The organism is Caldalkalibacillus salinus, from assembly GCF_016745835.1.
Classification (GTDB): domain Bacteria; phylum Bacillota; class Bacilli; order Caldalkalibacillales; family JCM-10596; genus Caldalkalibacillus_A; species Caldalkalibacillus_A salinus.
Window position 1 is genome coordinate 688,384 of the sequence record NZ_JAERVL010000001.1, and the last position, 23,107, is coordinate 711,490.

Annotated in this window: 18 protein-coding genes; 16 read left to right on the plus strand and 2 right to left on the minus strand. The window is 42.4% G+C overall.

The genetic code is table 11. The features are described 5' to 3' along the window. Positions 1–92: 92 nt before the first annotated feature. Entirely contained in the window at positions 93–1,340 is a 1,248-nt protein-coding gene (locus tag JKM87_RS03095) for a helix-turn-helix transcriptional regulator (RefSeq protein WP_202077753.1), read from the minus strand. Positions 1,341–1,490: 150 nt separating this feature from the next. Between JKM87_RS03095 and JKM87_RS03100 the strand changes: the two genes are divergently transcribed. After that, positions 1,491–3,782 (plus strand): glycoside hydrolase family 3 C-terminal domain-containing protein, encoded by a 2,292-nt coding sequence (locus tag JKM87_RS03100; RefSeq protein ID WP_202077757.1) that lies wholly within the window; start codon positions 1,491–1,493, stop codon positions 3,780–3,782. A gap of 172 nt (positions 3,783–3,954) precedes the next feature. Then, complete coding sequence (locus JKM87_RS03105; protein WP_202077759.1) at positions 3,955–5,355, plus strand: MFS transporter; 1,401 nt, start codon at positions 3,955–3,957, stop codon at positions 5,353–5,355. Positions 5,356–5,544: 189 nt separating this feature from the next. On the opposite strand, the gene JKM87_RS03110 is transcribed toward JKM87_RS03105, so the two are convergent. Then, entirely contained in the window at positions 5,545–7,095 is a 1,551-nt protein-coding gene (locus JKM87_RS03110) for an MFS transporter (RefSeq protein WP_202077761.1), read from the minus strand. 348 nt (positions 7,096–7,443) lie between these two features. On the opposite strand from JKM87_RS03110, the gene JKM87_RS03115 reads away from it, so the two are divergent. The 14 genes from JKM87_RS03115 (at position 7,444) to JKM87_RS03180 (ending at position 23,092) form a co-directional block, all read left to right on the plus strand. After that, positions 7,444–8,334 (plus strand): anthranilate phosphoribosyltransferase, encoded by an 891-nt coding sequence (locus JKM87_RS03115; protein WP_202077763.1) that lies wholly within the window; start codon positions 7,444–7,446, stop codon positions 8,332–8,334. Positions 8,335–8,543: 209 nt separating this feature from the next. Continuing rightward, positions 8,544–9,350, plus strand: a complete 807-nt coding sequence (locus JKM87_RS03120) for a sirohydrochlorin chelatase (protein WP_202077765.1) — start codon at positions 8,544–8,546, stop codon at positions 9,348–9,350. A gap of 240 nt (positions 9,351–9,590) precedes the next feature. Continuing rightward, positions 9,591–12,023, plus strand: a complete 2,433-nt coding sequence (gene nirB / locus JKM87_RS03125) for a nitrite reductase large subunit NirB (protein WP_202077768.1) — start codon at positions 9,591–9,593, stop codon at positions 12,021–12,023. 35 nt (positions 12,024–12,058) lie between these two features. Next, positions 12,059–12,412, plus strand: a complete 354-nt coding sequence (gene nirD, locus JKM87_RS03130) for a nitrite reductase small subunit NirD (protein WP_419761829.1) — start codon at positions 12,059–12,061, stop codon at positions 12,410–12,412. Beyond that, positions 12,412–14,481: a molybdopterin oxidoreductase family protein gene (locus tag JKM87_RS03135; protein ID WP_202078076.1), complete on the plus strand. Its 2,070-nt coding sequence runs from the start codon at positions 12,412–12,414 to the stop codon at positions 14,479–14,481. The genes nirD and JKM87_RS03135 overlap by 1 nt, the downstream gene beginning before the upstream one ends. A 277-nt stretch (positions 14,482–14,758) precedes the next feature. Next, positions 14,759–15,580 carry a hypothetical protein gene (locus tag JKM87_RS03140; protein WP_202077772.1) on the plus strand — a complete coding sequence of 274 codons (822 nt, stop codon included), beginning with the start codon at positions 14,759–14,761 and terminating at the stop codon, positions 15,578–15,580. A gap of 15 nt (positions 15,581–15,595) precedes the next feature. Beyond that, positions 15,596–16,354: a hypothetical protein gene (locus JKM87_RS03145; protein WP_202077774.1), complete on the plus strand. Its 759-nt coding sequence runs from the start codon at positions 15,596–15,598 to the stop codon at positions 16,352–16,354. Continuing rightward, positions 16,338–17,111 (plus strand): hypothetical protein, encoded by a 774-nt coding sequence (locus tag JKM87_RS03150; RefSeq protein WP_202077776.1) that lies wholly within the window; start codon positions 16,338–16,340, stop codon positions 17,109–17,111. Before JKM87_RS03145 ends, JKM87_RS03150 begins: the two co-directional genes overlap by 17 nt. A gap of 13 nt (positions 17,112–17,124) precedes the next feature. Further along, on the plus strand, positions 17,125–17,769 hold the full coding sequence (locus JKM87_RS03155) for an ATP-binding cassette domain-containing protein (protein WP_272899163.1): 645 nt from the start codon (positions 17,125–17,127) through the stop codon (positions 17,767–17,769). Between the two features lie 13 nt (positions 17,770–17,782). Then, positions 17,783–18,496 (plus strand): hypothetical protein, encoded by a 714-nt coding sequence (locus JKM87_RS03160; protein WP_202077778.1) that lies wholly within the window; start codon positions 17,783–17,785, stop codon positions 18,494–18,496. A gap of 281 nt (positions 18,497–18,777) precedes the next feature. After that, the gene (locus tag JKM87_RS03165) at positions 18,778–20,070 is read left to right on the plus strand and encodes an extracellular solute-binding protein (protein ID WP_202077780.1); all 1,293 of its coding nucleotides are present in this window, start codon (positions 18,778–18,780) and stop codon (positions 20,068–20,070) included. A gap of 101 nt (positions 20,071–20,171) precedes the next feature. After that, a complete protein-coding gene (locus JKM87_RS03170) occupies positions 20,172–21,128 on the plus strand; it encodes a carbohydrate ABC transporter permease (RefSeq protein ID WP_202077782.1) in 957 nt (318 codons plus the stop codon). 56 nt (positions 21,129–21,184) lie between these two features. Further along, on the plus strand, positions 21,185–21,964 hold the full coding sequence (locus JKM87_RS03175; RefSeq protein ID WP_202078080.1) for a carbohydrate ABC transporter permease: 780 nt from the start codon (positions 21,185–21,187) through the stop codon (positions 21,962–21,964). 102 nt (positions 21,965–22,066) lie between these two features. Beyond that, positions 22,067–23,092 carry a glycoside hydrolase family 88/105 protein gene (locus JKM87_RS03180; RefSeq protein ID WP_202077783.1) on the plus strand — a complete coding sequence of 342 codons (1,026 nt, stop codon included), beginning with the start codon at positions 22,067–22,069 and terminating at the stop codon, positions 23,090–23,092. Positions 23,093–23,107: the final 15 nt, after the last annotated feature.

A 23,107-nucleotide genomic window follows, 5' to 3' on the forward strand; every position in this document is an offset into this window, starting at 1 on the left:
TATGCATGAGGTCCTGTAGGGAGGTATGATCCCAGCAGGACCATTTTTAGGGAAAGTTTAAAAATATGGCCATCCATCAGTCAAAGGCCGGGTTAAATGATGGAATACTTGTTTTTATACCGTCTTGGGGTGTCACCTGTGTATTTCTTAAACACTTTCGTGAAATAACTCTGATCATGAAATTGTAGCCAAGTACAGATGTCTGCGAGTGACTGATTCGTCAACCGTAGTAGCTTTTGGGCTTCTTTTACTCGCTCCTGTTGTATATAAACGCTAATAGTCACACCTGTCTCACGTTGAAACAATTGTGATAAATAGCTCGGGTTAAGATTGACGTGCTGTGCTAGTTCGTTTAGGGATATCTTCTCATATAAGAACTGATCAATATATTCATGACACATCTTAACCGGTTTTGAATACCGATTAGATTTATCATGTTGTACACGTTCAGCAAACTCTGCTAATCCTTTCGTCATTATATGTTGTACGTCGTTAACGTCCTGTAATTCCTCTATCGCCTGTATATATAGGTCACTCACTGTGTAAGCCACTTCTTGATGTACCCCCCCTTCCATAGCTGCCCTTGTGGCCAATGCGATAGCACAGATACTAAGGTTTTTCGTATGTCGTAAATAACTCTTTTTAGATAAGAGCCCAAACTCGCCTTCTGGCGCTTGATTGGTTAGTTTGAGTAACTCTTTCTTACGTCCTTCTTTAATGCACTGTAGGACGTTTTTTTCGTGTAAAACGTGATGGTGAAAAGAGAGCTCTTGTCTTTTCCTACTTAAAGTGAGATCTGGGTTAAGCTCAACCTGATCTGAAAATTGTACATCTGTATTTTTCTGAACCACGTCTTCAACGTCAAGGTGCTTCCCATAGACCATATAATAAAGCATGAGCCCTATTTTCACTAATCTGGGTTTATCTACAACGGCAAGTTGATCATAATACTGCTGTATCATCTCGAATTGAGGTTGATCATACGACTGTCCAATATCATGGAGCAGACTGACAAGCGCGTCACGGTTCAATTTGTAAGAGATACAAGGTCCCACAATAATACAGACATTTTGTCCGTCTGATAAGGTCACTTGAACAGAAATAAACTGCTCTAATGAGGCATTTTTTTGCAGGACTAAGGTGTCTGCAACATCAGATTCAAGTTCAAAGCATTCGAGTTGTGAGGTATGAGATGATTTGGAAAAAGGATGCGGTATCTCTATTTCGGCATAAGAGGCAAGTACAGTCTTATCCTGAGCTACAATCATGAGAGGAACCCCAATCGCACTTTGGGCAAGTTGACATATATGTGTCAGGTCGTGAAATGTGATCGGACGCATGACAAAACTCCTTTAGCGTGTATTCGCTTTCAATTATCAGAAAAAATAGTTAAAAAAATGACCAATAATACAAAAATAGTACCATAAATAGGGTGTATAAGCACAGTAAAATAGGGCTTAAGCAGCATTTTAGTTTTGAGGAGGTATAACATGCAGCAATACGATATCCAACAACTCATATCCGACATGACATTGGAAGAAAAGGCTAGCTTATGTTCAGGGCTAGATTTCTGGCATACCAAAGGCATAGAAAGATTAGGCGTTCCCTCCGTTACGGTTACTGATGGCCCCCATGGCCTTCGTAAGCAAAGGGAGGGGCAAGACAATTTAGGGTTATTTGATAGTGTCCCTGCCACATGCTTTCCCTCTGCAGCTGGTATGGCTTGCTCATGGGACACAGCCCTATTAGAAAGGGTCGGAGAGGCGCTAGGAAAGGAATGTCAAGCTGAGGATGTCGCTGTTTTACTCGGACCAGGGACGAACATTAAACGTTCGCCGTTATGTGGGCGAAATTTTGAATACTTCTCAGAAGACCCTTATCTCTCTTCTCAACTCGCTTCAAGTCATATTAAAGGTGTTCAAAGTCAGGGTGTGGGGACATCCCTAAAGCATTTTGCCGCTAATAATCAGGAGCATCGTAGAATGTCAACTGACGCTAGGATTGACGAGAGAACACTAAGAGAAATTTATTTAGCCAGTTTTGAGACGGCCGTAAAAGAGGCGGAGCCATGGACCGTGATGTGTGCCTATAACAAGGTTAATGGTGAATACGCTTCGGAGAACGAAACCTTACTCACGGACATTTTAAGAGAAGAGTGGGGATATGAAGGGGTTGTCGTTTCAGATTGGGGTGCAGTTAATGAGCGTGTCGATGCACTTAAAGCCGGACTAGAGTTAGAGATGCCAGCCAACAACGGCATTGGTGACCAAAAGATCATAAACGCTGTACAAGAAGGAACTCTATCAGAGAGCACGCTGGATACTGCAGTCGAAAGGCTTTTGACTATGATCTTCAAGGCAGTTGAGAACCAGAAGGATACCACATCCTTTGATCAAGAAAAGCATCATCAGCTAGCCAGAGAAGTGGCCCAGGAAAGTATGGTCTTACTAAAGAATGAGAATGACATTCTTCCGCTGAAAAAGCAGGCAAATGTTGCTGTCATCGGAGCATTTGCACAGCAACCAAGATACCAAGGGGGCGGAAGCTCACATGTTAATCCAACGAAACTAGACAATATCTATGATGAATTAGTGAAAACAGCCGATCCCCAAGCGGCATTTAGTTTTGCTGAAGGTTATACATTAAAGTCTGATGATATTGAACCAACACGGATTGAGGAAGCGAAAAAAGTGGCCGCCCAATCAGATGTTACGGTGGTGTTTGCTGGGCTCCCTGATCATTATGAATCTGAAGGCTATGATCGTACCCATTTGCACATTCCTGAGAATCAACGCGTGCTCATTGAGGCGATCACAGAAGTTCAAAGTCATATTGTGGTTGTACTCCTAAATGGTGCTCCAGTCGAGATGCCTTGGTTAGATAAGGTTCAGGGTGTATTAGAAGGCTATTTAGGTGGGCAAGCACTGGGTGGCGCTATTGCTGATCTATTATATGGTGTAGCGAATCCGAGTGGCAAACTAGCGGAAACTTTCCCAGAAACACTTAGTCACAACCCGTCCTATCTTAACTTCCCTGGAGAAGGAGACACAGTAGATTACAAAGAGGGCCTATTTGTGGGATATCGCTATTATGATACTAAGGATATCAAACCTTTATTTCCATTTGGTTATGGGTTAAGCTATACAACCTTTGAGTATACAAACATAAGTTTAAGTACGCCAGAGATGCATAGTACAGACGAGTTAACGGTGTCTGTCAACATTAAAAACACAGGACAACAGGCAGGAAAAGAAGTCGTACAGCTTTATGTATGTGATAAAGAAAGCACAGTGGTTCGACCGAAAAAGGAACTTAAGGCGTTTGACAAAGTGGATTTACAGCCAGGAGAGGAGAAAAGGGTCACGCTTACCCTCAATCAACGTTCATTCGCTTATTACGATGAAGATTTAAAGGATTGGGTCGTTGAAAGTGGTGATTTTGACATCTTAGTGGGGTCATCCTCAGCTGATATCCACCTTACTGAACACGTTTATGTACATGGTTCTAAGCCAGAACAAACCTTTACAATCACACGTAATACCACAATAGGTGACTTATTAGATCATCCCGTATATGCATCGACTATGAAACAGACCTTGCAAGACATTAATAAGAAAAGCGGAATGTTTGCCGCTATGCAAGATGAAGAGGAAGCATCGGAAATGATGGCCGCAATGGTCAAATACATGCCTTTAAGAGGTCTGGTCGCTTTTAATAGTCAACATTTTGATGAGCAAATGTTGAACGCGCTGATTGACAAGCTTACTGGCTTAGAAGGATAACGCTACGATGATATCAGGGGTCTACTAGTTATCTATTAAGTGTACAGTTGAAGTGCTACCTCGCACCTGCAAAAGCAACGTCACTCAAAGGGGGAGGTAGCCTACTTCACCATTATGTTGAAAGCGCTTTTAATAATGTTTCAAATGATATTGATACTTAAGGGGGATGAATATGCGCACGGAAACGAGTCAAATTGGCGTATCAACACCAGAGGTCACAACGCAAGCAGAAGCTAAGCTCAGCTTCAAAGAGAAATTAGGTTATGGACTTGGTGATTTTGCAAGTAATCTTATTTTTATGGCAGTGGGTGCCTTTGTTGTATTTTATTATACTGATGTGATTGGCGTATCTGGCGCCGTAATAGGAACGATTATTCTGGTGTCACGGTTACTTGATGGGTTAACTGACATTGGTATGGGGGCAATCGTTGATAAAACGACATCCAAACATGGCAAAGCACGACCATGGCTGTTATGGATGGCTATCCCTTATGCCATAGGAACGATTCTATTATTTAGTGTGCCAGATTTTAGTACGTTAGGAAAGTTTATTTATATTGCAGTGACCTATAATATCATCCACTTAATCTATACTGCGATTAATATTCCGTATGGTGTCCTCAACTCCTTAATGACTCAGGATCAATACCAGCGTGCCACGCTAAATTTATTCCGTATGTTTATGGCTACGGCTGCGGCCACATTTATTTTGTATTTTACCCTTCCATTTGTAAGCGCTTTTGGTGGAGGTGAACGAGGATGGCAAGTGACCTTTTCAATTTTCGGTTGTTTAGCTGCTGTCATTTTCATTATTACTTTCTATACGACAAAAGAAAGAGTCATTCCAACCAACAACAAGGCACAATCAAAAGTGCCGCTGAAGTTAGGCATAAAAGCACTGATTAAAAACAAATACTGGATCATCATGGTGCTATTCGGTTTAGTGACTTATACAGGAATGGGATTACAGAACGGAGTCAATGTCTATTACGCTCAGTACATCTTAAACGACCCCGACTGGGTAGGACCGATAGGGTTGGCCAGTACCATTCCTATTATGGTCGGTCTATTGCTAGTAGCGCCGCTCATAAAAAAAATGGGCAAGCGGAACGCTATTATCTGTGGTATCATTCTGACTATCATAGGGTCAGTAATCATGTTAATTGAACCTGAGAATGCGACCTTAATCCTAGTTGGTACCGTCATTAGAGCATTGGGGATGGTTCCAGTGGTGGGATCGATCTTCGCCATGCTTGCTGACACGATAGAGTATGGAGAATGGAAGTCAGGCTTGAGAACAGAAGGCCTCGTATATAGTGCGGGTAGCTTCGGAACCAAAGTCGGAATGGGATTCGGTGCGGCTATGTTAGGGTGGGGTCTCTCACTAGGTGGCTATAACGGAACGTTGGAGGTACAGTCAGCCACAGCTATAAACGCCATTATATTCTTGTTTATCTTTATTCCAGTGATGATTGCGGCTGCTCAACTTATATTAATGTACCTGTATCGCTTGGATCAAGAATACCCTCAGATATTAAAAGACTTACAACAGCGCCAAGACTCAAATCAGTAGTCAAAGCGATTCGTTTGCTACACTCATATACGATCATACACTTAATAGAATTGGGAGATCCGACCCGTAGAGGGGTAAAATCTATAATGGATCTCCCTTTCCTATTTTTATCAATGTTGATAAGCGTTAAGTATAGCATCATAACCACGGGTAGGGATGTCTCTAGTCCCCATGGGTTCCAAATTTGTATTAAGATTTGTATTCAGATTTGTATGAAGTCATGTCTAGCTGTCCGACTCTTTTATGACTGTCTTGATCAGTGGTGGCAGCCACCTCTCGTTCGGCGAAATCTACAGAAGACACCTCGTAATCTTCAGCAAAAGCATTTTTAGGCTCCTCTAACCACAGTAAACAACATACAAAACTCATTAACGCCCCTCCTGCTAGTATCAGGAAGAATTGTTGAGGCGTGACCAAGGTATATAGGGTTAAATAAACCACAGCGCCTACATTACCATACGCACCAGCCATACCTGCAATTTGTCCCGTCATACGTTTCTTGATCATGGGTATGATGGCAAAGGTGGCCCCCTCAGCCCCTTGAATGAATAGGGAAGTAAAGACGGTCATGGCGATCGCTAAAAAGAGTGGCCAACCGGCATCTATTGTCGACATACCCAATAATCCTATCGTAATGCCAAACATGTAGATGAGCATCGTTCTTCTGCGATTTCCCATGCGGTCGGAAAGCCATCCTCCTAACGGCCGGGCGAAGAGGTTAACAAAGGCAAAGGACGCCGCAATGATACCTGCGTATGTAGGGGGTAAAGAAAAGAGTACGGTAAAGAACAGGGGCAACATTGAAACGATGGCTAATTCAGCACCAAAGTTAGCGAAATAAGTTAGGTTGAGGGCCCCAACATTTTTAAATTGATAGCGATCATCCTCGGGCACGCCTCGTTTTAATATTGGGATATTGACTTGCAAAATTCTGACTATTTGATAAACAAAAACGAAGCTCAGTACGATGTATGTGCCATGCAGTAGTGTAGTGGATATAAACCCTAATTCTCGTAAGCGCCAAGCGAGCAACCCAAGGGCCCCCACCAGTGGAACTGTCCAAATGATAAGCTGTACCAAGTCAGACCAAGAACTGACTTCCATAGCAGCCGTGTGCTTTGGGCGCACATATTTTTTCCCCTGAGGTGTATCCGTTACATTCATATAGTAAATGATCCCGTAAATGAAACACATAACACCTGTAAAGGCAATACTGTAGCGCCATCCTTCGTCCCCACCAAAAAGGGTGAGCGCAATCCAAGGGAGTGTCATCGCAGCTGCTGCAGAACCGAAGTTGCCCCATCCAGCATAGAAAGCTTCGGAAAATCCTATCTGTTTGGGAGGGAACCATTCGGCTACCATACGGACACCAATCACAAAGCTAGCACCAATACTACTAAGAAGCAGTCGTGAAATAGCTAACTGAGCCCAAGTCGTCCCGAAAGCAAAGATAAACGTGGGTATAGACATCGTGATTAATAAAGCAGCGTACACAACCCGGGGACCGAATCGGTCTAACAGCATGCCAACAACAATTCTTGCTGGAATCGTTAGAGCCACATTTAATATACCTAGCGCGGCAATGTGTTCCTGTGTTAACCAGTTCATCGACTCCATCATGGTCATGGCTAAGGGGGCCATGTTAAACCACGTAAAGAAGGAAACAAAAAAAGCAATCATGGTTAAATGCAAGACTTGGATTCGTTCGTCACCGAATCTAAATAAATCTCCTACTTTCATACCTCACACACTCCTCATCCTGTCTTTGTCTCTAGTATCTTTTTTCTATTGCCCATCATTATATTGAGTCTCGTTCATTAAAACTTGAATGAAGTGAGATTTTGTGACGAATTTTTTTATGGAAATAATGTTAGGCAACCCAGTTTATGGGCCTGGAGAACAGAGCAAAGAGAGCGATAGTGCGTGACGTCCACCAAGTCATATCTAATACAAAACGTAACACAGAAGAAAAGAGAGACACGACATTTGTGTGAGAGAATTTATTACAACATTAATGTGAAGTCGTTGTTGACACGATACAATCATATTAATCACACAAGAAAAGTTCAACTTTAATGAGGTGGAGAGATGCAAACATACCTTAAGGAAGTGGCCCGAGGAAAGAAGGGTGCCCGTCATTTGACATATGAAGAGGCATCGGAAGTGGCAAGACAGATGATTTCTGGTGAAGCGACAGATGCTCAAGTGGCTGCATTCTTAATCGCTCTGAGGTTGAAAGGGCAGTCAGCAGAAGAAATACGCGCTTTTATTAACCAGTTCAGGGTACATGCGACGCCCATACAAGTGTCACCAACGATTCGTGAACGGCTCATTGATGTGGCTGGTCCTTATGACGGACGTCAGACATTTGCAGCCACGGTTCCTGTTTCTATATTACTTGCTGAGAGGGGGATCCCTTCTTATCTACACAGCAGTGATACCCTACCTCCAAAGAAGGGAACCTCAATCAAAGACATCGTAGAGCGCTTAGGTGTTCACACAACCGGTTCGGCCCAGGACGTAGGGTCCTCGTTAGACCAGCAATATATCGGTGTCGCTTGGACTGAAAAATTGTGCCCTACTTTATCTCATCTGAAAACTGTACGCGCGCAGATTGGTGTTCGCTCATTTCTTAATACCGTTGAGAAGCTTTTAAATCTTAGCCACGCTTCTGCTGTCATCGTGGGTATCTTTCACAAAACCGTTCTAGATGTACACATCGAAATGCTAAGAGCTATGGGTTTCAAACAATCCTATATTGTGCAAGGAATTGAAGGGTCTGAAGATGTTCCGATTCACCGTAAAAGTGTGATCTACGAAGTGACATCACAAGACGTCCACACCCATCATATTGATCCCCAAGCGTTTGGGCTTAAGTATGAGAAAGACCCTACAAAGGAAAACCTCACCCTGGCGCAACAAGTGAATATCATTGACCGGTTGCTTGAAGGGGAGGTCAGACGACATCGCTTATTATAGAGCACAGGTCTTATTAAATGCAGGGGTTAGATATTACCTTTTTGGACACACCACCTCCATACAAGAAGGCATCAACATCGCGAATGAACAGTTATTACAATCAAAAGGGGCCTCAAAACTGAGAGGTTGGGTGCAACATGAACAGCTGGCATTAAGATCGGCTTTATAGCGTTTTTGATAATCCTTTTTTTGAAACGAGGTGTTTCACTATGTTAACGGCAGGGTTAGAAAAAACAGAAAAAACAGGCGTGTTACTGATTGCTCATGGGTCTAGAAAAAAGACATGGGTTCGTGCCATTGACCACTTAGCCCAATCGATTAAACTCCCTTTTCCTATGGCTTTAGGTTTTCTAGAACTGGTTGAAGAGAGGCGTATTGAGGACGGTATACGTCTACTTGAACGACAGGGGGTAGGTGACATTATCGTTGTCCCGTTATTTGTATGCTCTGGGAGTACGCACCTCGAGGAGATTAAGTACATTTTGGGTGTGAAAAAGGAATCATGGGTGCCCACTGAACATCTCAAGCTGATTCGAAGCCAAGCGCGGCTCTTATGGTGCCCTCCAATGGATAGCCATACCATCATCACGCGTATCCTAACCGAGCGCATTCAAGCACTGAGTCACTCCCCTTATCAGGAGACGTTACTATTGGTTGCACACGGTAGCAATAAACTGATCTTCCAACGATTGTGGGAGATCACTTTGAACAGGTTAGTGACGAAGCTACAACACACATGCCATTTTAGCGAAGCACGTTATGCTACATTACTGCCCAACACTCTACGAACACAAGCGATGGAACTTAGTTATAAAAAACCGCCCGTGGTCATCCCACTATTCTTAAGCCAAGGTTACTTTACTCATCATGTGATACCAGAAACGCTATCCGGTTTGGATTATAAGTATAGTGGCGAAACGTATCTCCCACATCCTTTAATCAAGCATTGGGTACTTGAAACCATTCAACAAGCCGTATTAAACGCTAAGCTAAAAAGTCCCCTCATGAGTGGTTAAGACCTACTCACTGAGCGGGTCTTTTTCATTTATATGGTACAAATAACATTTTTTATGTCATATAAACTGACACGATACCTCTCAACTGAACCTCATTGTGCGAAAATAAAAACAAATTTAAACACATGCAGCCACACGTAAAGCTTTTTTCAACTTATGTAAGAAAACCACCTGTTGGAAAAGATTAATGACGCGTGCATGTCGCTAACGAATGAGTGGAAGTACTGAAGGAGGTTTATCATGTCACAAAAGAAAAAAATTGTGCTAGTTGGTAACGGGATGGCGGGCATTAACACGATTGAACACATGCTCAAGCTCGCGCCTAACAAATTTGATATGACTGTTTTTGGGTCTGAGCCGTATCCAAACTATAACCGTATTATGCTTTCTTCGGTCTTAGCAGGGGATTCAACCGTTGACGATATCGTGATGAATCCTTATGAATGGTACGAAAAGCATGGTATCACGTTATACACGGGGCAAACTGTTACGAACATCGACACGACCAAGCAAACGGTGACCAGTGATCAAGGTGTTCAAGTACCCTATGACGAGCTGATCCTAGCCACCGGTTCAAATCCTTTTATGTTGCCGCTCCCAGGGGCAGATAAAGAAGGGGTTATTGCATTTAGAAATATCCAAGACTGTCAGACCATGATTGATGCATCAAAAAAGTACAAAAAAGCGGTCGTCATAGGCGGTGGCCTATTAGGCTTAGAGGCGGCAAGAGGGTTTATTAATCTCGGGATGCAGGTGGACGTGGTTCATATCTGCGATCACCTTATGGAGAGACAGCTCGACCCTACCGCGTCAAAAATGTTACAGGAAGCTCTGGAAGAACAGGGGATGAACTTTCTCCTAAACAAAGAGTCAGCAGAGATCTTAGGCGAGGAAAGGGTGACAGGGTTAAGCTTCAGAGACGGTACATCAACAGAAGCAGACCTTGTCGTCATGGCGGTTGGCATTAGACCAAACGTGGAATTGGCTCAAACGAGTGGGATAGAGGTCGATCGTGGGATTGTTGTTAATGATGTGCTAGAAACGAATCAGCCTCACGTGTTTGCCGTGGGCGAATGTGCTCAACACCGAGAAACGGTATACGGGTTGGTCGCCCCTCTATATGAGCAAAGTGCCGTGCTAGCGAAACGACTCGCTGACGTTGAGACGGAACCGTATGAAGGCTCTGTCGTCGATACCAAACTGAAGGTGTCCGGTGTAGACGTCTTCTCTGGGGGAGAATTTATCGATACGGATGAGACGAAAGCGATTCGTGTTCATGATGAGTTCTCTGGCATATACAAAAAAGTGCTCATCAAAGACAACCAAGTCGTAGGCACCGTCTTGTTTGGCGATACGAAGGAAGGCAGTCGAATCATGAAGCTGGTCCGTGATCAGGTGGAGGTGAGTCAGCAGGACATGAATGCCCTATTAACGGGTAGCCAAGGAAACAACTCAACAGCCCCCACAGGTCTAGGTACGGAACACATGGATAACGCCGATATTATCTGTGGATGTAATGGTGTCAGTAAAGGAGATATCTGCCAAGCGATTCAAGAGCAAGGCTTATCAACGGTGGAAGAGGTCAAAAACGTCACGAAAGCGTCCCGTTCATGTGGCGGATGTCGGCCACTCGTAAGTGAGATTTTAGAGCATACACTAGGTGATCAGTATACAGGGTCAGAAGGAAAAGAGCCTATATGTGCGTGCACTGACTACTCTCATGAGGAAGTTGTAGAAGCGATACGTGAAAAACAACTGACGTACGTCAAAGAAGTGATGAACGTTTTAGAGTGGAAAAATGAAGAAGGATGTTCAAAGTGCCGTCCCGCATTGAACTATTACCTAGGTGTGGTTGATCCTGTGGCCTACTCGGATGATCATACTTCCCGCTTTGTTAATGAAAGAATGCATGCCAACATTCAAAAAGACGGCACATATTCGGTGGTGCCACGTATATACGGCGGGGTAACAACACCAGAGGATCTAAAGAAAATAGCCGAAGTGGCCTTAAAATACGAAATCCCAACGGTTAAGCTCACGGGTGGACAACGCATCGACTTACTAGGGGTACAAAAAGAAAACCTCACCGAAGTGTGGGAAGACCTCGGTATGCGTTCAGGGCATGCTTACGGTAAAGCGTTGCGTACAGTAAAAACGTGTGTAGGCGATACATACTGCCGCTTCGGAACGGCTGACGCGATGGGAATGGGCATCCGAATGGAGAAACGCTTTGAAGGACTCAATACCCCTCATAAAGTGAAAATGTCCGTCTCCGGATGTCCAAGAAACTGTGCTGAATCAGGTATAAAAGACCTTGGCGTCGTGGCGATCGACGGAGGTTGGGAGTTATATGTCGGGGGTAACGGCGGCGTGAAGATACGTGTCGGTGACTTGTTAGCGACAGTGAAGACAGAAGATGAACTTATTGAGTACGCAGAGGCATTTCTACAGTACTACAGAGAAACGGCTAGATATCTAGAACGTACAGCGCAATGGGTGGAACGGATGGGTCTCGAGCACGTTCAAGCAGTGATCGAGGATGATGAGCAACGGCAAGCCTTATGTCAGCGCATGGTCACCGCACTTTCTGTTCATAGTGACCCATGGCAAAAGGCCATTGAAGACAAACAGGTACAGAAAGATCTATATGAAGTCATAGATGCGAAAGCTTAGAAAAGAAAAGGATGTATAGGGGAGGAGAGCCAACTGTGAGTGTAACAAACGAACAACCATACCTGATAGAAATAGGCCCTGTGGATGAGTTACCCCAAAACACAGGTAAAACCGTTCGTGTACAAGGGTACGAAGTGGCATTATTTAAGTTAAGTAATGGTGACGTTAGAGCCATTGAGAACCGCTGTCCGCACAAAGGCGGTGTGTTAGCAGAGGGAATCGTCAGTGGGGAATACGTCTTTTGTCCCATGCATGATCAAAAGATTAGCTTGAGTTCCGGCCATGTACAGCCACCAGATACGGGGTGTGTGACAACCTATCCTGTTGTGATAACGGATCATAAAATCTACATCGACAGCAGACCATTGAGCAAGGAAGTCTGTGAATGATGCACACCCATTGTTGTTTTTGTAGTATGCAATGTGGTTTAGTCATTGAAAACAAAGATGACGACACGTATAAAGTCAAACCAAGTAAATCATTTCCTGTGGCAACAGGGCGACTCTGTCAAAAGGGGTTAAATGCAGTGACGCACACGCAACATGATTCCCGAATCACACGACCGCTTCAGCGTGAAAACCCTGAGGATGACCCTTGGATGCCTAGGGATTGGAATCACGCTATGATCTCAATTGCAGAAAGGATCACATCTATACAATCCAAATATGGCCATGATGCTGTTGCTGTTTACGGAGGAGGGTCTCTGACGAACGAAGTGAGTTACCTCTTAGGTAAGTTTACGCGTGTAGCCTTGCAATCGAGACATATAGATTATAACGGGCGCTATTGTATGTCCTCCGCTGCAACGGCCGCTAATCAAGCGTTCGGCCTCGATCGCGGCTTCACGTTTCCTTTATCAGATATCTCAAAGGCAGACTATATTATTTTGGCGGGGACGAATATAGCCGAATGTCAGCCAACGATGGTGCCCTATTTATTAGAAGCAAAGAAGAGAGGCGCGATGATCGTCACCATTGATCCAAGGTATACACTAACCACTAAGCTTTCTGATATAGATGTCCGCTTGCGTCCTGGATTTGATGCCGTCTTTGTGAATGGGTTATTGCATGTGATCGTCAAAGAAAACTTATATGATCATACATTTGTACAGCAAAGGACCCAAGGCTTTGAAAGCTTGGTTGACGCAGTGGAAGCCTATACACCTGATCGCGTCGAAGCGCTAACCGGGATTCTGCCAGAAGTGACACGCACGATTGCTCGCGGCTTTGCCCAAGCTAAAACGGGCATCGTGCTTACGGCACGCGGAGTCGAACAGCAAACGAACGGCGTAGACAACACTTTAAATTATATTAACCTCAGTCTCGTAACGGGGAAGATCGGTAAAAACGGTTGTGGTTTTGGTGCTGTAACAGGACAAGGAAACGGTCAAGGTGGACGTGAGCATGGTCAGAAAGCGGACCAGCTCCCAGGTTATCGTCTGATCGACGATCCCACTGCACGTCAGCACGTCGCTGATGTTTGGGGAATATCGCCAGATGATCTGCCGGGGAAAGGTGTCTCAGCCTATGAAATGATAGAAAAGATAGATCAGGGGAAGATAAAAGCGATGATTGTGCTAGGTTCCAATCCTGTCGTTTCAAGTCCGAATAATCATTTTGTCAAACAAGCATTACAAAAGCTAGATTTATTGGTCGTTATCGATATGTTTGAGACTGAAACGGCACAACTGGCTCATTGGCTGCTCCCAGGTTCTTCTTTTTTAGAAGGAGAAGGGACGATGACAAATCTTGAAGGACGTGTCATCCATCGACCGCAAGTCTTCGGTGAGTATGGTGATAGTATGCAAGACTACCAGATCATTTGTCAGCTTGCTAAGCACCTCGGGAAGGGTCAGTATTTTCAATATGATTCTATCGAAGCCGTATTCGATGAGCTATGCAGGGCTTCTGCGGGAGGTAAAGCGGATTACAGTGGCATCAGTTATGATCGTCTGAAGAAGGAAAAAGGGGTCTACTGGCCTTGTCCATCGCGTGATCACGCCGGGAGTCCATTACTGTTTACAGACCGATTCTATCATTCAGACGGTATGGCCAAGTTGACGCCTATTACCCCAAAAAAGCCGGCTGAAGTGACGACGAGGGCATTTCCTTATGTCCTCACAACGGGACGATTGGCTAGTCACTATCTTAGTGGCGTACAAACGAGGAGGACAGCTCAACTCAATCGGAAAGCGCCTGTTCCGTTAGCTGAAATCCATCCGTGGCTAGCGAAAAAGTTAAAAATAGGGAAGGATCAAAAGGTTAAATTGACGAGCCTAAGAGGAGAGATCACCCTACAAGTCAAAATACACAATGGGATTCATCCCCGAACGATTTTTGTCCCCTTCCATTGGGGAGGTGCTTTGTCCATTAATCAGGTGACGAATGATGCCCTTGATCCTCAGAGTCGCATGCCCGAATTTAAGATCTGTGCCGTTAACGCTGAGCGAGCAGATTAAGATTGCGAATGTTCTCTATGTTATACAAGACAGGAAAACAGAAAAGTTTAAATTAACATGATAGTCCAAAACAAGTCATATTTTTTACTAAACATAAAATAGGTATTTCGCACTATTCACATGTTTGTTCATGTCTGTAAAAATTAGGATGTATCTGGTAGAGTAGATTTTCGTCAATTTAGATAAAAGAGAGTAGTGTCGTTTACGGCATTACTCTCTTTTACCCTATAATTACGAGTATCAATACATCTAATTGAACATGAGGAGAAAAGCATAAATGTTACATATATTAAGAAGTGAGTGGAAGCGTTGTATAGAAGGAAAAGAATTTCAAGTTACTTCTCTGTTAATATTTTTAATATCGATTGCAGCTTTTATGATAGATGCCTTTTATCATTATGGCTCGGGTGCAAATGGTTTAAGATCTGCAGCAGAGATGTCAATTGTTCAGTCAGTGTACTCATCATTTTTACTAAATATTGTTGTGGCAACGTTACCTTTGTTCGCCGCTCTTATATATTCTGATGCTTTTATTAGGGATTTGACAAACAAAGTTTACCCCTTTACTTTAACGAGAATAGCAGTACATAGGATAGTGATCGCCCAATGTATTGTTATTTTTAGTACCACTTTCACTGTTTATATGGTTTGTTTTACTATTAATCAAGTTTTGACATTGATAGCTTTTCCTATCGAAGGCGTATCAAACAATTTTGGTTTTCCAACTTATGACCTCGCGTTCCAAAATTACGGCCCTGAATTTGCATTTGATTTATTACGTATTCAATCGCCCTATCTATATAACTTTTTATATATGTTTATCATAAGTGGTTTTGCTGGCTTATTTGCACTGTTTACTTACGCTGTTTTACTCTTTTTGAAAAAATGGAAATTAAGAGTGATTATTGGTGTATTTCTTGGATTTACTGTTTTAAATATTGTTCTGAGCATGGCAGATTTAAGACACTTGAGATTGACTACTTTGTTACATCCTGTTTCAATTTACCCAGAATATGTGATAATTTATTGGGCAGGTTGCCTTATTATGATGTCAGGCATTTTGATTTACTTAGGATTAAAGAAAAAGGATTTTTCGTAAAGATAGGAGTAGTCAATGGATTTCGTTAAAATACTAGATCATTTAATTCGTCGCTCAAAAGGTTATAGACTACTGTTGATGATTGTAACCGTCTTTGCTTTTACCCTTCTTTATTTTATTGTCGATGGTTCATTGTTTGGCATTTATGACTTTTATATGATCTACTTTAAAGATTATATCTTTATAACGGTTATCCTACCTATCTATTTGGCATGGATGGGGGGCTTATGGTCTTATTTTCAGCGTATTACAGTATTGACAAGGTTCACTCGTATTAACAACTTATTAAAATCTGTTATTAAAGTTTATATGTTAGTCACCTTTCGTTTTGTGATGTTAATTCATATCCCTCTATTCACTATTGGGATGGCAACTTTATTTTTTAATAATAGGGGACAAGGCGGTATAGATTTTATCATCTTTATATTAACTGGAGTCACGTTGCAGTTTCTAGGATTCATGATCATTGCTTTAGTGTACACGTGTGTTGTACTAAGAGTGAATAGACGCGCCTTAGCGACTTTTGTCACCTTCTGTTTGATTACATCTCTTAATGTTATAGACATGTTGTTCTATGGCTCATCTGTTCCTTCAATAGATAAAATAATGTTTATGCGTTACAAAGATATGAACCAGGTGGGGATTTTCACAATTGCTGATGGTTTTATATACTTTATTTTCTTTATTTTACTACTAGTTTTGATCAAACTTATCAAACTTGTACTTAATCATGCCGACTTTGCCGGGAGAGTTTCTAATGAAAGTGATAAATAAACAGATATTAATACAAGTCAGTGTGTGGGCTGCTACAGTTGCTATTCTTTTATATGTATTTAGAATTCCCGACCAGACAATCGATGCTATAGAGCTACAATTATTACTTTTACTAGAGAATTTAGCCTTTGCTGAAATCAAATATCTTATCCCGGTTTTCATTCACGCGATCCCGTTCTTTATTTTTATAATGCTAACAGGGACTTTTGTCAGAGAGGAGATTTTAAACAAGGGTGTTTTTATTTTCACTAGAGTACAGAATAGGAGCAGATGGACATTTAGTATTCTCATGCAATTGCTTGTATTTACCATTTGTTATGTGAGTGTTCTATTTATAGCATTGATATTAATCCTCTTAGTAACAAAGAGTAGCTCATCTGTTCAGCATTTCACTTCATTGGGCATCATTTACACCCTCTATATTTTATTTTATTTTGTGATAGCCTTATTTTCTAACCTGTTGGCTGTTATGTTGAATAGTCAACTTAGCTATTTGATTACAAGCTTCATTTATATGTTTAATATATTTGTGGCTGGTTTTTTTAACCAAGTCCTAGGTGACCTGACGTTATTAAAATGGCTTCCTGTTTCTCAGGGAATCATAACATGGCATGAGTCAACTTATTTTACTTCGGTTTTTCATCGTTACACAATCAATGATTTCACGTTCTCTATCTCGTATCTTTATCTCGTGATCATCATTATACTGTTATTCTATTGTTTCTTAAGGAAAATAGACAAGATGGAATTATATTAGGAGGTCTAGCACTTTGAATAACGTAACGGTAAGACAGCTTAACAAAGAGTTAAATCATCATACAATCCTTCGTAACATTAATATGGTATTCGAAGGAGGATTCATTTATGGTGTTTTTGGCAGAAATGGTTCTGGAAAAACAATGCTATTTAGAGCGATCTGTGGCCTGATAAAACCCACAGAGGGATCCGTTTATATTAATGATCAACAACTACACCACGACATTTCTTTCCCCCCTAGTATTGGAGTCATCATTGAAACGCCCGGTTTCTGGGATGACTACTCAGGATTTGAAAATTTGAAAATGCTTGCAAGTATAAAAAATGAAATTAGTGGTCCAGACATTAAGGCTGCGATTGAAAGAGTGGGGTTAAATCCAGAGGATAAGAGACCGGTTAAGCGATATTCTTTGGGAATGAGACAGCGTCTGGCCATTGCCCAAGCCATAATGGAAAAGCCGGATATACTTTTGCTAGATGAACCTACAAATGCGCTTGATGAGGAAGGTGTTAAGCTAATTAGGGATATCTTAATAGAAGAGAAACAGCGAGGCGCAATCGTCGTTATTGCTAGTCATCATAAGGAAGACTTAACCCTATTATCAGATAGGAAGCTAAAAATGAATAATGGAGAACTTCAAGAAGCTTTTGAGAGTTAAGGGGGAAACGATTTTGTCTATTAGTAAAAGAAAAAAAATATATTTAATTTTAATAGTATCGGTTATGTTAGTTTCCGTATTAACAGCGTTACTAACAAAGTCATCTTTTGCTAGTAACGAAGAGTTTAATGATCTATCTGAATATGAAGATGCCCTTGTTACTGTCACATCTAACGACTCTTTTACATCCATTTACTTTAATAACAATATCAAGGATGTAAAGGAATTGTGGCAACAAGCTGACACTGTTGTTAGAGGTGTACCACTGGAACCACGAAAACATCTACACCAAGCGACATTCACGCCTCTCCAGGTGTCTATCGTATTAAAAGGAGAGCTAAAGGAAAACGTCATAAACATCTACGAACCCAGTGATATTGACTTCACCAGCCAAAAACTCAGTTTTTATTATTCAAGAAGTGGGTATCTTCTAATGGAAAATGACCGTGAATATATCCTGTTTTTAAAGAAATTGCCTGTTCCAGAAGGATATGAAAAAAGCGAGGAAGAAGAGCGCTCTTATTTACCATTATCAACCCTATACGCTAAATATCCTGTTGGTTCTACATGGGAGGGGGATATCATAAGCTCTGAATCTAGTGATTTTACCCTCAAGGATGTATATGGATACGATATTCTAACTAGAGATGATCAAATATTATCAAAATACCTAGACTTTAGAAATCAATTAGAACAACATGATTACCAATTAAACATGAGTGAATAATCATTCGTATATCCTCATCAGCCTCAGCGATATCATTTATACTTTGACGTGATAAGCCTTAAGCGTTCAGAGTGACTGTAGATAGAAGTCCATAAGAGGGACTTCAGATCTACAGTTTTTTTGTTTGTATTCTTTTTTATGGCTTTATGCATTATTTTGTTGTTTTTCAAAATATTTTTAACATTTATGATCTATCACTATGGGTGTAAGCGATATATAATGACAAATAAGTTATGAAAGCACTTACAAAAAAACAAAAATTGTCGAAAAGGGGTGTTCATGTGAACAGACGTCAACGTTATTTCTTAATCCTGCTTATGGTTTTCACCATGCTCATAGCGGGGTGTAGTTCGGAATCTGATGCTGAACCAGGGCAAGGAGAAGATGATGATACCATCACACTACGTGTGGGCTGGTGGGGTGGAGATACACGGCATCAGATGACGCTAGATGTGATCGATCTCTTCGAAGAGCAGCATCCTAACATTAAAATAGAGCCTGAATATACAGGTTGGCCCGGTTATTGGGAGCGCATCAATACACAAGCGGCAGGAAGCAATCTCCCTGATATCGTGCAGATGGATGTGAACACGCTGAATGAGTATCATTCCCGAGGGGTCTTGGCTGATTTAAAGCCTTTTGTCGATGATGGTACCATCAACTTGGATAATGTAGATCCTATGTACAATGAATTAAACGTAGAGGGTGATCAATTACTCGGTGTCTCATTAGGCGCGAATGCACTTGCGATGGTCTATAACGAAAGTTTGTTTGAAGAGCATGATATCGATCTCCCACCTGGGTATACGTTTGATGATCTACAGGATGAACTGTTGAAGCTAAAGTCTGAATTGGGTGATAATTTTTATGGTTACGATCTCGCCGATGCGGATTATGAACAGTTTTATGTTTATGCTCGTCAACATGGACAATCCTTTTACAATGAAGAAGGCACAGGCGTTGGCTTTGATCAGGACGTGGCCACTGAGTTTTTCACCATGATTCAATCGTACTTAGAAGAGGGGATTACCGTTCCTCCGGATATACAAGCTGAGGTAACGGACTTATCTGAAGCGTATACCGGCCGACGTATGGCAGCACTCCAAATTGCAGCCAGTAACCAAGTGGTGGCCATCTCTAACGGGACAGAAGATGATGTGGGATTAATGTTACTCCCTGCTCTAGGTGATCAGCACGGAAGTTGGATTCGTCCTAGTATGAGCTTTTCTATCACTCAACATTCGGAACATCAGGAGGCTGCAGCCACCTTTATCGATTTCTTCACCAATAACATAGAGGCTCATGAAATCATGCAAGCTGAAAGAGGCGTGCCGGTGTCATCAGACATTAGAGAAGCCCTTTACGATCAGCTATCTGATGACGTTCAAGCTCAATTCAATTACTTAGATTTGCTAGAAGATTATTCTGCACCGGCTGATCCGCCACCGCCACCTGGCTCTACAGAAGCAAGGGATGTGTTTATGAGGATTATTGAAGAGTTGAAGTACGGCATGGTCACACCGGAAGACGCAGCTAAAAGACTGATAGAAGATGTGAATGAGATCATAGAGTGAAATCTTAGCGTCATACGCACTTAACCGTGATAGTAGCGGACACTGATAGACGGAAATAATAGGGGCCATTCATTTGGCCCTTTCGATTTAGGGAGGTCCTTATGAACAATGCTAGTCTTCCTGCACCAAAACAAAAGGATAAGATCATTATAGAAGATCCTCAAGCACGTAAACGTAGAATGAAAAAATATCTGACAGCATATGCCATTATATCACCTTGGCTTATTGGATTTCTCGCTTTTATTGTAGGTCCGATGCTAGCGTCGTTGTACCTATCATTTACCTCATATGATCTATTATCGGGTGCGGAGTGGATTGGCGTTCAGAACTACGTCCAGCTTTTCACCAATGATCCGAGGTTTATCAATGCCATTAAAGTGACCCTTGTGTTCGTCATGCTGTCCGTGCCCTTAAAATTAGCCTTCGCTTTATTCCTCGCTTTTCTATTTAATACTGGGCGCAAGGGCTCCTCTATATTTACGACAGTCTACTATATCCCCTCTATCATAGGGGGAAGTGTCGCGATTGCTGTGGTATGGAGGAGGATGTTTGGGAGCGATGGGGCCATCAATGCCTTTTTAGAAAGATTCGGAGTGGAACCGGTCTCATGGGTCATGCATCCTGACCATGCACTCTCTGTCCTGATTCTCTTAATCATTTGGCAGTTTGGGTCGCCAATGATTATTTTCCTAGCAGGCTTACGCCAGATTCCTTCAGATTTATATGAAGCGGCAAGTGTAGATGGGGCAGGGGCACTGAGACAATTCACTCACATTACCATTCCCATGCTTACACCCGTCATTTTCTTTAATTTGGTCATGCAAACGATTGGGTCCTTCATGACATTTACCCAAGTCTACCTCATCACTGAGGGTGGACCGATGGAAAGAACGAACTTAATCGCCGTGTATATATACCGAACGGCCTTTGAGTTTCTAAAAATGGGTTATGCCTCGGCCATGGCCTGGGTGGTGCTGCTCATTATTGCGGTGATCACGCTACTCCTCTTTTTATCAGCGAAGTATTGGGTCCATTATGAAGCGGAGGGAGGTCGTTAGCATTGAGGATAAAAGATATTGCTTTTTATGCTTTTGTCACTATATTAGCCCTTGCCATGATTTATCCCATTCTATGGATGGTGGCTAGTTCTTTAAAGCCGAACTATGAGATATTAGGGGATACGGCTGCTTCACTGATTCCAAGTACGTTCGTTTGGTCCAACTATACGGATGGATGGGAAGGTTTTGGTCGCTATGGCTTTGACACATTTTTCAAAAATTCATTGATTATTACCAGTCTCGTTGTGATCGGAACGCTCATGTCGGCGAGTATCGTTGCCTACGGGTTTGCGAGATTACAATTTCCACTTAAGAAAACGCTCTTTGTTTGTCTCATGGGCACCATTATGCTCCCTGTGCAAGTCATTTTGGTCCCGCAGTATATCTTGTTTCACAATTTGAATTGGGTGAATACCTTTCTTCCTTTAATCGTACCCGCTTTCCTTGGAGGCGCACCGTTTTTCATCTTCTTGCTTATTCAGTTTATCAGAGGCATACCGAAGGAGTTAGACGAAGCGGCGACAGTAGACGGCTGTTCAACAATCGGGATATACTGGCGCATCATCCTTCCGTTATTACAGCCGGCTCTGGTGACCGTTGCCATATTCTCTTTTATGTGGACGTTTGATGACTTCCTTTCTCCGCTCATCTATCTAAATAAACCTGAACTTCAAACGGTCGCATTAGGGATACGAAATTACATGGACGCGGAATCTGGTACGAACTGGGGGCCGATTTTAGCCATGTCCACGTTGTCTTTGCTTCCGCAGTTTATTCTGTTTGCTTTCTTCCAGAAGTATTTGGTGCAAGGGGTTGCCACGACAGGTTTAAAGTAAGTTCACATTGATGCTACTTGAGTTACTTTCGGTTCTACTTTGAATGCTACTTTGATTATTCAATCTATATGATAAATACATGAATGAATAGGAGGAATAAGGATGCCACAATTAGTATGTGATGAAAAAGAGGTCAAACAAGCGATTGATCGCGTCGTTGAGAGAACGTTTAACATGGACTTCAGCTGGGATTGGCCTGGAGGGGTCGCTTTTTACGGTGTAACAGAAGCGTATGAAGCCACGGGAGAAGAAAAGTATCTCCAAATGATCAAGGACTGGATGGATGAAGAGCTAGAAGATGGGATCCCCCCACTTACCGTCAACGCGTCTTCCATTGGTCATATCTTAATCACGCTGTACCAAGCGACAAAGGAAGAACGTTACTTAGACATTGCCACTCAAATGGCAGATTTTCTTCTACACGATGCAGAACGATTTGATGATGATGTTTTACAACATACCGTTAACGGTGGGAAATATCATTTTCCTGAACAGGCTTGGGTCGATACGATGTTTATGGCAGGTTACTTCCTGTTGCGGATGGGGAAATTGTGTGAGCGAGATGATTACTTTGATATGGGTCTGAAACAATACCATGGTCATGAAAATTTCCTACAAGACGATATGACCCACCTTTATTATCATGGTTGGGACAACATTAACCAAAACCATATGTCCGGTATCTTTTGGGGGCGCGGTAATGCTTGGGCGGCGATAACAATGGCGAGAGCATTAGAACTCATCGAGGTCCAGCATCCCTCCTATATGGTGATCGACTGTTCTTTACGTGATCAGCAGAGTGCCTTAGTCCGTTTACAACATGAATCAGGGTTATGGCACACGGTGTTGAAGGACCCGAGCTCCTACTTAGAAACATCGGGCACAGCCGGTATCGCTGCGAGTCTGTTTGTCAGAGGTAAGCTATATAATAAATATATTCAACGCGCCATAGAAGGCCTATTAGCACAAGTGAGAGAAGACGGCAGCGTGATGCGTGTGTCGGCAGGAACAGCAGTCATGAATGATGCCCAAGGATATAAGGATGTGCCGTATAAGCGTGTACAGGGTTGGGGGCAAGGACTGATGCTCGTGTTCTTATCCTCGTTATTACAAACGAGACTCGTCTAATGTGAAGGAGGCGTT

Excerpts from the sequence above, each read along its gene's own strand:
- JKM87_RS03095 (WP_202077753.1), bottom strand. The coding sequence starts at position 1,340 with ATGCGTCCGATCACATTTCACGACCTGACACATATATGTCAACTTGCC.
- JKM87_RS03100 (WP_202077757.1), top strand. The coding sequence starts at position 1,491 with ATGCAGCAATACGATATCCAACAACTCATATCCGACATGACATTGGAA.
- JKM87_RS03105 (WP_202077759.1), top strand. The coding sequence starts at position 3,955 with ATGCGCACGGAAACGAGTCAAATTGGCGTATCAACACCAGAGGTCACA.
- JKM87_RS03110 (WP_202077761.1), bottom strand. The coding sequence starts at position 7,095 with ATGAAAGTAGGAGATTTATTTAGATTCGGTGACGAACGAATCCAAGTC.
- JKM87_RS03115 (WP_202077763.1), top strand. The coding sequence starts at position 7,444 with ATGCAAACATACCTTAAGGAAGTGGCCCGAGGAAAGAAGGGTGCCCGT.
- JKM87_RS03120 (WP_202077765.1), top strand. The coding sequence starts at position 8,544 with ATGTTAACGGCAGGGTTAGAAAAAACAGAAAAAACAGGCGTGTTACTG.
- nirB (WP_202077768.1), top strand. The coding sequence starts at position 9,591 with ATGTCACAAAAGAAAAAAATTGTGCTAGTTGGTAACGGGATGGCGGGC.
- JKM87_RS03135 (WP_202078076.1), top strand. The coding sequence starts at position 12,412 with ATGCACACCCATTGTTGTTTTTGTAGTATGCAATGTGGTTTAGTCATT.
- JKM87_RS03140 (WP_202077772.1), top strand. The coding sequence starts at position 14,759 with ATGTTACATATATTAAGAAGTGAGTGGAAGCGTTGTATAGAAGGAAAA.
- JKM87_RS03145 (WP_202077774.1), top strand. The coding sequence starts at position 15,596 with ATGGATTTCGTTAAAATACTAGATCATTTAATTCGTCGCTCAAAAGGT.
- JKM87_RS03150 (WP_202077776.1), top strand. The coding sequence starts at position 16,338 with ATGAAAGTGATAAATAAACAGATATTAATACAAGTCAGTGTGTGGGCT.
- JKM87_RS03170 (WP_202077782.1), top strand. The coding sequence starts at position 20,172 with ATGAACAATGCTAGTCTTCCTGCACCAAAACAAAAGGATAAGATCATT.
- JKM87_RS03175 (WP_202078080.1), top strand. The coding sequence starts at position 21,185 with ATGATTTATCCCATTCTATGGATGGTGGCTAGTTCTTTAAAGCCGAAC.
- JKM87_RS03180 (WP_202077783.1), top strand. The coding sequence starts at position 22,067 with ATGCCACAATTAGTATGTGATGAAAAAGAGGTCAAACAAGCGATTGAT.